Here is an 8,143-nt window from a genome sequence, read left to right on the forward strand (position 1 = left end):
GGGTCCTAGGTTCGAGCCCTAGTGCGTCCACCATTTTTCAAGAACTTACGGGTGATCGGGCGGCGCAACCATCCGTGTGGGTCCCAATGGGGTCACAGATTCAGCTACGTTACCGAAGGTGACGTCAGCGCAGCCAGTGCAAGCTAATGAATTGCTGTCAGGTATGCTGAGAATGGTCACGGGACTCGCTTGATATTGATGTTCATGATGATGTATCCAGATCATTGCAACATCTGCCGGGCCTACGTAGGCACGGCAACATGTCTACTTTAGCGATATCGAAACGGATTTGGTCACTGTGTCATGTGCTGCGTGATGACGGCATAGTCTATCACAAGTATCTGTCAGAACTCACATATCTTTTGTTTTTGAAGGCCGCTTCCGAGACCGGCAAGGATGATCTCCTGCCGCAAGGATATCGTTGGGAGGATCTGACCTCGCAGGCTAGCCCCGGCATGCTTGGTTTCTACCGCAAGATGCTTACGAGTCTTGGCGAAGACGCTGACAAGGAAATTGTCCGGGAGATTTTTCGATTTCCGACCACGGTGTTTAATCATGAAGAGAATCTCCGTAAGGTCGTGGAGGGCATTGACGAGATCGATTGGCATGAAGCGATGTCTGATGGGCTTGGCGCCGTTTACGAAAGCCTCCTCCAGCGTAATGCATCTGAAGCCCGCTCAGGGGCGGGACAGTATTTTACCCCGCGTCCGCTAGTTGATGCGATGGTCCAGTTGTTGCAGCCGGATTTAGGCGAGACGATTCAAGATCCAGCTGCCGGTACAGCCGGATTTCTGATTTCAGCACAATCATACGTTTTCGAGCGACACGATAGCGCCGCCTATGCTCGCAATCCTCCCCACTTCCAAGCGGTCGAGATCGAAGGAGACACATACCGCCTGTGCCTCATGAACATGTTTTTGCATGGGATGCAGGGGAAAGTCATACATGGAGATGCGCTAACGCACGATGCGGAAGAGCTTACTTCACCCAACGTGATCATTGCCAACCCGCCTTTCGGCACCAGCGTTGGGGGAGCAAGAGCAAGACGAGACGACTTGCCTTTCAAAACATCGAACAAGCAGTTTATGTTCCTACAGCACATAGTACAGTCGTTGTCAGCCGGGGGGCGAGCCGCCGTTGTGCTACCGGACAACGTCCTGTTTGAGGAGAACGTCGGACGCGAAATTCGCACCTGGTTGATGGACCAGTGTGACTTGCACACTATTCTGCGTTTGCCGGTTGGAATTTTCTATGCGCAAGGTGTGAAAACCAACGTCCTCTTTTTCACAAAGATTAGCGAGGTTGCGACAAAGTCGACACAGAATGTCTGGGTTTATGACTTGCGAGCGCAAATGCCGAGTTTCGGCAAAACCCGCCCGTTGACCGAACGAGATTTTGCTCCTTTCGTCAAAGCGTTCGGCCCTGACCCTCTGGGCGCAGGCAATCGGAAGGATGAGGGTGAGGAAGGCCGGTTCCGCAAGTTCACTCGCCAAGAGATCGCTGCGTGGGGCGACAACTTGGATATCAGCTGGCTTCGCAACGGAGAGGCCGATGGCGATCTCACGGAACTCGATGACATTGCGGTTGCCATCTTGAGCCACCTCCGTTCCGCGCTCGCCGAAATCGAGGCTGTGAAAGATGAGCTCGCAGACTTGAAGAGCGCCGAAGCATGAGCCGTCAATCTCATCAGACTTTCGGGCGCACAATCCAGCTATTCCTGGTCGACGGAACACCTAACGGTCTTCGCAAAGCCACCATCCATGGTTGGACGGGCCTAACGTTTGTTGCCACTGGAACCACTTTCGCAGCACTTACGTCACGGCCCGAGCTCGACCGTACCGGCATTTACATCCTGTCAGGGCCTGACGCTGAAGCCGTGGGCGGAACGCGCTCCTATATTGGCTCGGCTAACAGTGTCCGAGAGCGCATCAAGCAGAGTGCTCAGCAGCGGGAATTTTGGGAAACCGCGATTGCTGTCACCACAAGCGATGATGACTTGTCCAAGGGGCATGTTGAGTATCTGGAAGCAAGGCTGATCCAGATGGCGGCAGATGCCAATCGCGTCACTCTCGATAACGGCACAAACCCAGCTGGGCAGCGCCGACGCCTGCCTGAGGCCGACCAGGCGAATATGGAACAGTTCCTCGCCAATCTGAAGATCATCCTGCCCGTGGTAGGATTAGATCTGCTTAAGCCGCAACCGCGCGCCGTGGCACAGGCGAGCACTCCAGTTGAACAGCGCACTGCGCACGAAACTACTTTTGAAATTCGTCACAAGTCAGGCGTCAGCGCGGAAGCCGTTGAGGAGGATGGAGAGTTTGTCGTCCTCGAGGGCTCGCAGGCACTTATGGACACTGGCTATGTCCAGCAGAGCTACGGCACCCTTAAAGAGAATTTGGTCAAGCAGGGAATCCTGGTGCCTGGATCAGACGGCAAACACGTTTTCGCCAAGCCCTACAGCTTCAACAGTCCATCTGCGGCCGCAGCCGTGGTTCTGGATCGCAACAGCAATGGCCGTACCGAATGGAAGGTGAAGGGGCAGAAGCGCACCTATCATGACTGGCAGCAGGCTCAGTCGGCCAGTCAGGAACGTTCTCTATGACAGAGCTTCCGAAGAACTGGGTTATGGCAAACTTGGGCAACCTCGCGGATTTCGTAATGGGCCAAGCCCCTCCAGGATCAGCCAGCAACTCCGAGGGCGTTGGCACGCCCTTTGTGAAAGCGGGTGAATTTGGATTAGATCGTCCAGTCATTCGCGAATGGACAACAAAGCCTCTTAAGATGGCTACTGCAGATGATGTCCTCATTTGCGTCGTTGGGGCAACTTCGGGAAAACTCAATCTGGGTGCCGATTGTGCGATAGGACGGAGTGTCGCTGCAATTCGCCCATCGAATGGCCTAGAACAATTATACCTCTATAATTTTCTGAAAACGAAGGTGGAAGAGCTTCGGGCAGGATCGACCGGCACTGCACAGGGCGTGATATCCAAGCAAATGCTCTCGGAGATCAACGTTCCTTTCGCCCCTCATGCCGAACAGCGGCGGATTGTAGCAAAGGTAGATGGATTGACCGCCCGCACCGCCCGCACCCGAAAAGACCTCGACCGCATCCCCACCCTCATCGCTCGATACAAGGAACGCCTACTTGAGTTGGCAACATTAGGCGAACTAACAGCCGAGTGGCGTCTTAAGAACGATCTACCAAATCCAAGGGTCAGCGAACTAGGTGATCTGGCGACCGAACTCAAATATGGCTCTTCATCCAAGTCCCTTGGTGAAGGGAAGGTGCCCGTTTTGCGGATGGGCAACATCCAGGATGGTAAACTCGATTGGACAGACTTGAAGTACACATCAGACGAGGGTGAGATAGAGAAGTTTCGCCTCGTGTCTGGGGATGTGCTCTTCAACCGCACCAATAGTCCTGAGCTTGTTGGCAAGACTGCACTGTACGACGGCGAACGCGAGGCCATCTACGCAGGCTATCTTATTCGGGTAAGATGCGGGCCTATGCTGATGCCCCAGTTTCTGACCTACTGCCTGAATAGCCCCTCGGGTCGAGCGTATAGTTGGGATGTAAAAACGGACGGCGTTAGCCAATCGAACATTAACGCCAAGAAGCTGGCTGCCTTCACATTCCCGCTTCCCTCTATGAAAGAACAAGCTGAGATTGTGCAGCTCATTGAAACTTCATTCACTTGGCTTGACCGACTCGCAGCCGATCACGCGGTCGCAAATCGACTACTTCCCAAACTCGATGCCGCGATCCTCGGGAAAGCCTTTCGTGGCGACCTCGTCCCACAAGCTCCGAACGATGAACCGGCTAGCGTATTGCTCGAGCGCATCGAGGCAGAGCGCGCCGCTGCGCCGACGCAGAAACGGGTTCGCAAAACGAGAATTCCGACGGCGCCTAGGGAGATAAGAACGATGGCAAAAAATCTTCACGAAGCTCTAGCCGAAGCTGGGGGTTGGATCTCTGCCCAGGATGCATTTCAGCGCTGCGGGATCGGATCTGGCGCTTCAACGGAGGAAATTGAAGAGCTGTACGCGGAGCTTCGCAGTCTTGATAAAGATGGAAAGCTCGAGACAGAGGCAGTCAATGACAAGCATGGACGTAAGCTTCACGATCGCCTGCGTTTGAAGGCGGCCTAACGCCCATGCGCTTGGACAAGATCACTATCGGGAGTCCCAAGGATAGCCCAACCCACAGGTTCAAGAACCTGAAAGATGTTACGATCGATTTTGATCAGGACCACTGGATTACTGTTGTGATCGGTTGGAACGGGACAGGGAAATCCAATGTCCTTGAAGCACTGACCGTCATTTTTCGCGATCTGATCCAAGGTAAACGCAAGCCAAGCTTCGCATATGATCTGACGTATCGAATGGGCAGCGGTGAAGACACTCTGTACTTCAATATAAACGCAGATCCTGACCGCGCTCAGGAAGCACTTGTTATTCATGCTGCTACCGAAGGCGAAGCGAGAGGCGACGGGACGCTTACGCCTTTCATAGAGGGTAAGCCCGAAACTTCAGCGCTGAGAGGCAAAAAACTCTCTCTCAAGGCATTCTTTGACGAGCCAGCCAAACACCTGCCCCACTATGTCTTCGCCTACTATTCGGGCGAGAGCGAGAGGCTATACGAGGTGTTCAAGCCATATCTAGAAGGCTTCGATAGGCAGCTTCGCCAAGGCAAGGATCCTGGGTTGAAGCGTCTGTTCTACGCCTTGCCTGTTCATAGCCAGTTTGTCCTCTTGGCATTCTTGATACAGCAATCTGGCGATGTACGCGACTTCTTGGCCGACCATCTGGGCATCGATCCGGACGAAGGCATCGAATCGGTTCTCTTCGTGCTTCGACAACCTCCTTGGAAATCGAATGAGGGAGACCCGCGATTTTGGAATGCGAAGGGCGTCGTCGCTGATTTCCTAAGTCGCCTCCAAGATATCGCTCTTGCTCCTATCGAAACCAGCAGAAGCGTTCCAGTTTCCCTTTGGAACAATAAGAAGCTCGAGTTCAAATATCTGTTTGTGAAAGATATCGCGTCGCTGAAGCAGCTGGTCGGAAAGCAAAGACCTGCCGAATTCTTTCGCGATTTGGAAAGCACCCATGTTTCTCAACTGATTGAAGAAGTTCGCATTAAAGTGCGGCTCAAGAAGAATGACGGGACTGTCACCTTCCGCGAATTAAGCGAAGGAGAGCAGCAGCTTTTCACTGTTCTCGGCCTTCTCAGGTTCACTGCAGAAAGAGAAAGCCTATTCCTCCTTGACGAGCCTGACACGCATCTCAATCCACGATGGGCGATTGACTATCTCACTTATTTGCGGAGGTTCGCCGGCGAAGATAGCGGTGAGCGCGAGGACAGCCATATTCTCCTGACCACTCACAACCCTCTTGCGATCGCCGAGTTGGTAAAAGAACAGGTGCAAATTTTGCAGCTGTCCACTGATGAAAACAAAAATCAAATCGTCGCTGTCCACCCAGAACTCGATCCACGCGGACAAGGATATGCTGCTATTGTGATGAGCGACATGTTCGGAATTGCTTCCACGCTTGATAATGCAACGCACCTCCTTCTGGAAAAGCAAAGGGCCTATGCAGGAAAGGAGAACCTTTCTCGCGAAGAGCTAGCGCAACTTTCTGAATTGAACACCAAGCTTGAGCGCCTAGGATTTCGCTTTTTTCATCCCAACGAAGAATACTCTCGCTACCTCAGGCTGCGAGGTGCAGCGCTGCGAGAAAAATTTGAAACAGATGACCCGGAGAAATTAGCTTCCGCTTCTGCATCAATGGAAAACAACGAGCGGGAGAAATTGGCCAAACGGCTGATCAAGGAGCTGCTTTCCGAGCAGGCTGAAGAGGAAACAAGCGGGAATTGAGGTATATAGACCGCACACAGCTCATTTTGCCTGACGGCTGGAATGCTCGGGCTGAAGCTGCTGCTCAAGCGGTGGCTGACGGTGCCGACCCGAATGACTTTGCGGCTGTCTGGCGTGAGCTAAAAGATGGTCTAGCCAACTTATCCAACGACAAGTGTTGGTACTGTGAAGTTTGCATACCCAGATCCGACAATGCAGTAGACCATTTTAGGCCAAAAGGAAGGGTCAGCGATGCCCAGAACCCGCACAGCGGGTACAAGTGGCTAGCCTTCAAGCAAGCCAACTTCAGGTATGCCTGCACGTTCTGCAACTGTCGCAGAAAAGATGTTGACGGTGGCACTGCTGGCGGAAAGGCGGATCGATTTCCCCTTCTTGACGAAGCCGCACGGCTCTATGCTGCCGGGCCGCTTACTGCCGAACGGCCCGCCTTACTTGATCCTTGCGAGATCGGTGACTGGAAGCTTCTTGGATGCATGAAGGAAAACGGGAAACCTTGCGCCACCTCAAACTCGGATCAAGAGCGGAAACGCGCTGATACGTCGATTGAAATATACCACCTTCATCATGAGCCCACCTGCAAACTACGACATACTGCGGCAGTTCAACTCGTGAGCGATATCGACGAGGGGAAGGGCCATTTCATCAATGCCCAAACAGATCCCAACCAAGAAGCAGGATTTAAAAGGGTTGCAGAGCGCATATTGAGAGCAATCAATAGAAAGAGCCAGTTCAGCGGCGAAATGCGTTTCCTTTTAAGGGGGGAGCGAGACGTTGATCATCCTTGGATAGAAGACCTCCTTCAAACCTGAGCCAAGTTGCAAGCAGCAAATGATTGTTTCATTTGACGCAGCTTTTCAGATGCCCGCAAGGACGGCTAAACAAGTAGCTATTGATTTGGAACATCTGTCAACGTTCCATCAGGGCCAAAAGGTAATCCTACTGACCTAGCGTTTGCGCCGAACATCGACCCTGTAGAATGCACCCAAACAAGGCGTTGGCTGCCATCGGTGTAGTCGATAACCTGATTGGGTCTCCCAAGGATTTCAATGACCTGTCGCCTGGTCATGCCCACTTCGAGACGATCCACCGCAGTGGCGTCGTAGTTGGTACCCATCGATACGCAGCCCGCGCACATCAAGGCTGCACCAATCGCGAATTTCTTGAAGATTTCGGGTGTCACCCCGGAAGTCGATGGCGGTACGCCCCCGCTTTCGACTTCACACCTAAACCCTGGTGATCGGGGAGTTAGTAAACCGAGATGAGTCGGCCCTACGACCTTTAGGCCCGAGAGCCCTGGACATACGCCGCAGGCTCCCCGACCATAAGTCAAGGAGTGCGGTACTGTTGCGGTCAGCACCGACCGCTCATCTCGGGGTTACTAATCCCCAATGCCGTGCGTGGCGGCATCGCCAAGCTGTATGGGACAGGTGCCACTTTCAGGCAATGGAAAGCTGTATAGTCGGGGTTTCGCCTGATCTTCGCCAGAGTATTTCGTATAATCGCCCAGTTTCAGCGGCACAGAGAGGCCATCATGGGCGGCATCAATTCCGGGCGGCGGCGCAGCGTCCAATGCGGAGCAGTCGAGCAGTTTCCTGTCATCGACCTGCGCGTGCTGAAGCGCGCTGGGCTGCTGAAGCCCGGTGAATGCACGTATGACACGTTATGCTGGCGAAATCAGGACCTAGACGCGCTTGAGGGTCGAATTTTCGTCGATTTGAGCGACTCTGACGATGCATCAATACGTATTGCCGGTGATGTGCCCAACCAGCGCGCAGCGATCGACTGCGTGCCCTGCCCTTTCGGCGGCTATCGCTGCTATTTCCTCTGCCCGCTGACCGGCACTCGTTGCGAGCAGCTTTTCCTCGTGGATGGCATATTCGCATCACGCAAAGCCCACAGACTGACATACGCCAGCCAGAGCGAGGATGAGCTATCCCGCGCTCGACGGAAAGTACGCAAGCTGCACAGGCAGGTAGAGGGCGATACTCGCTATGCCCGCACACGAGGCCGCAAGCGATATGCCAAGGTGCGAGAATTCAGGCGTGCTCAGAGCATTGCAGATGAACTTTATCTCGATCGACTTCGTACGATGGCCGCTGATACTTGATTGTGATTCTTGGTTATGGTCCTTCTGGGAAGGTCTCAGGTATTGCGAAATGCTCATTGATGGACTGCATAAGCTCAAAAATTGCCGGATGGTCCACATCGAGCGTTGCTGGATTTAGTTCCGGCATGTTGAACATTGTGCCGAAGAACTGCTGCTGTGG

At 53.5% G+C, this 8,143-nt stretch carries 7 protein-coding genes; 6 read left to right on the forward strand and 1 reads right to left on the reverse strand.

Annotation, left to right across the window (positions count from 1 at the left end):
* Window positions 1-260 precede the first annotated feature (260 nt).
* Genes GRI58_RS15140 through GRI58_RS15160 form a run of 5 tightly spaced genes read left to right on the forward strand, consistent with a single transcriptional unit; the run spans window position 261 to window position 6,685 of the window.
* Window positions 261-1,673, forward strand: coding sequence for a class I SAM-dependent DNA methyltransferase (locus GRI58_RS15140; RefSeq protein WP_160754453.1), 1,413 nt, complete (start codon window positions 261-263; stop codon window positions 1,671-1,673).
* Window positions 1,670-2,602, forward strand: a complete 933-nt coding sequence (locus GRI58_RS15145) for a GIY-YIG nuclease family protein (RefSeq protein ID WP_160754454.1) — start codon at window positions 1,670-1,672, stop codon at window positions 2,600-2,602. The genes GRI58_RS15140 and GRI58_RS15145 overlap by 4 nt, the downstream gene beginning before the upstream one ends.
* Window positions 2,599-4,149: a restriction endonuclease subunit S gene (locus GRI58_RS15150; protein WP_160754455.1), complete on the forward strand. Its 1,551-nt coding sequence runs from the start codon at window positions 2,599-2,601 to the stop codon at window positions 4,147-4,149. The genes GRI58_RS15145 and GRI58_RS15150 overlap by 4 nt, the downstream gene beginning before the upstream one ends.
* A 5-nt stretch (window positions 4,150-4,154) precedes the next feature.
* Window positions 4,155-5,876, forward strand: a complete 1,722-nt coding sequence (locus tag GRI58_RS15155; RefSeq protein WP_160754456.1) for an AAA family ATPase — start codon at window positions 4,155-4,157, stop codon at window positions 5,874-5,876.
* A 26-nt stretch (window positions 5,877-5,902) separates the two neighbouring features.
* On the forward strand, window positions 5,903-6,685 hold the full coding sequence (locus GRI58_RS15160; protein ID WP_160754457.1) for an HNH endonuclease family protein: 783 nt from the start codon (window positions 5,903-5,905) through the stop codon (window positions 6,683-6,685).
* A gap of 77 nt (window positions 6,686-6,762) precedes the next feature.
* Here GRI58_RS15160 and bamE read toward each other — a convergent pair whose 3' ends face one another.
* The gene (bamE, locus tag GRI58_RS15165) at window positions 6,763-7,056 is read right to left on the reverse strand and encodes an outer membrane protein assembly factor BamE domain-containing protein (RefSeq protein WP_160754458.1); all 294 of its coding nucleotides are present in this window, start codon (window positions 7,054-7,056) and stop codon (window positions 6,763-6,765) included.
* Between the two features lie 351 nt (window positions 7,057-7,407).
* On the opposite strand from bamE, the gene GRI58_RS15170 reads away from it, so the two are divergent.
* Window positions 7,408-7,983, forward strand: coding sequence for a hypothetical protein (locus tag GRI58_RS15170; protein ID WP_160754459.1), 576 nt, complete (start codon window positions 7,408-7,410; stop codon window positions 7,981-7,983).
* Window positions 7,984-8,143 lie beyond the last annotated feature (160 nt).

Origin of the sequence: Qipengyuania algicida, assembly GCF_009828025.1 — a bacterium.
Lineage (GTDB): Bacteria > Pseudomonadota > Alphaproteobacteria > Sphingomonadales > Sphingomonadaceae > Qipengyuania > Qipengyuania algicida.

Coding starts and splice junctions, on each gene's coding strand:
- GRI58_RS15140 (WP_160754453.1), top strand. CDS start 261: ATGTCTACTTTAGCGATATCGAAACGGATTTGGTCACTGTGTCATGTG.
- GRI58_RS15145 (WP_160754454.1), top strand. CDS start 1,670: ATGAGCCGTCAATCTCATCAGACTTTCGGGCGCACAATCCAGCTATTC.
- GRI58_RS15150 (WP_160754455.1), top strand. CDS start 2,599: ATGACAGAGCTTCCGAAGAACTGGGTTATGGCAAACTTGGGCAACCTC.
- GRI58_RS15155 (WP_160754456.1), top strand. CDS start 4,155: ATGCGCTTGGACAAGATCACTATCGGGAGTCCCAAGGATAGCCCAACC.
- GRI58_RS15170 (WP_160754459.1), top strand. CDS start 7,408: ATGGGCGGCATCAATTCCGGGCGGCGGCGCAGCGTCCAATGCGGAGCA.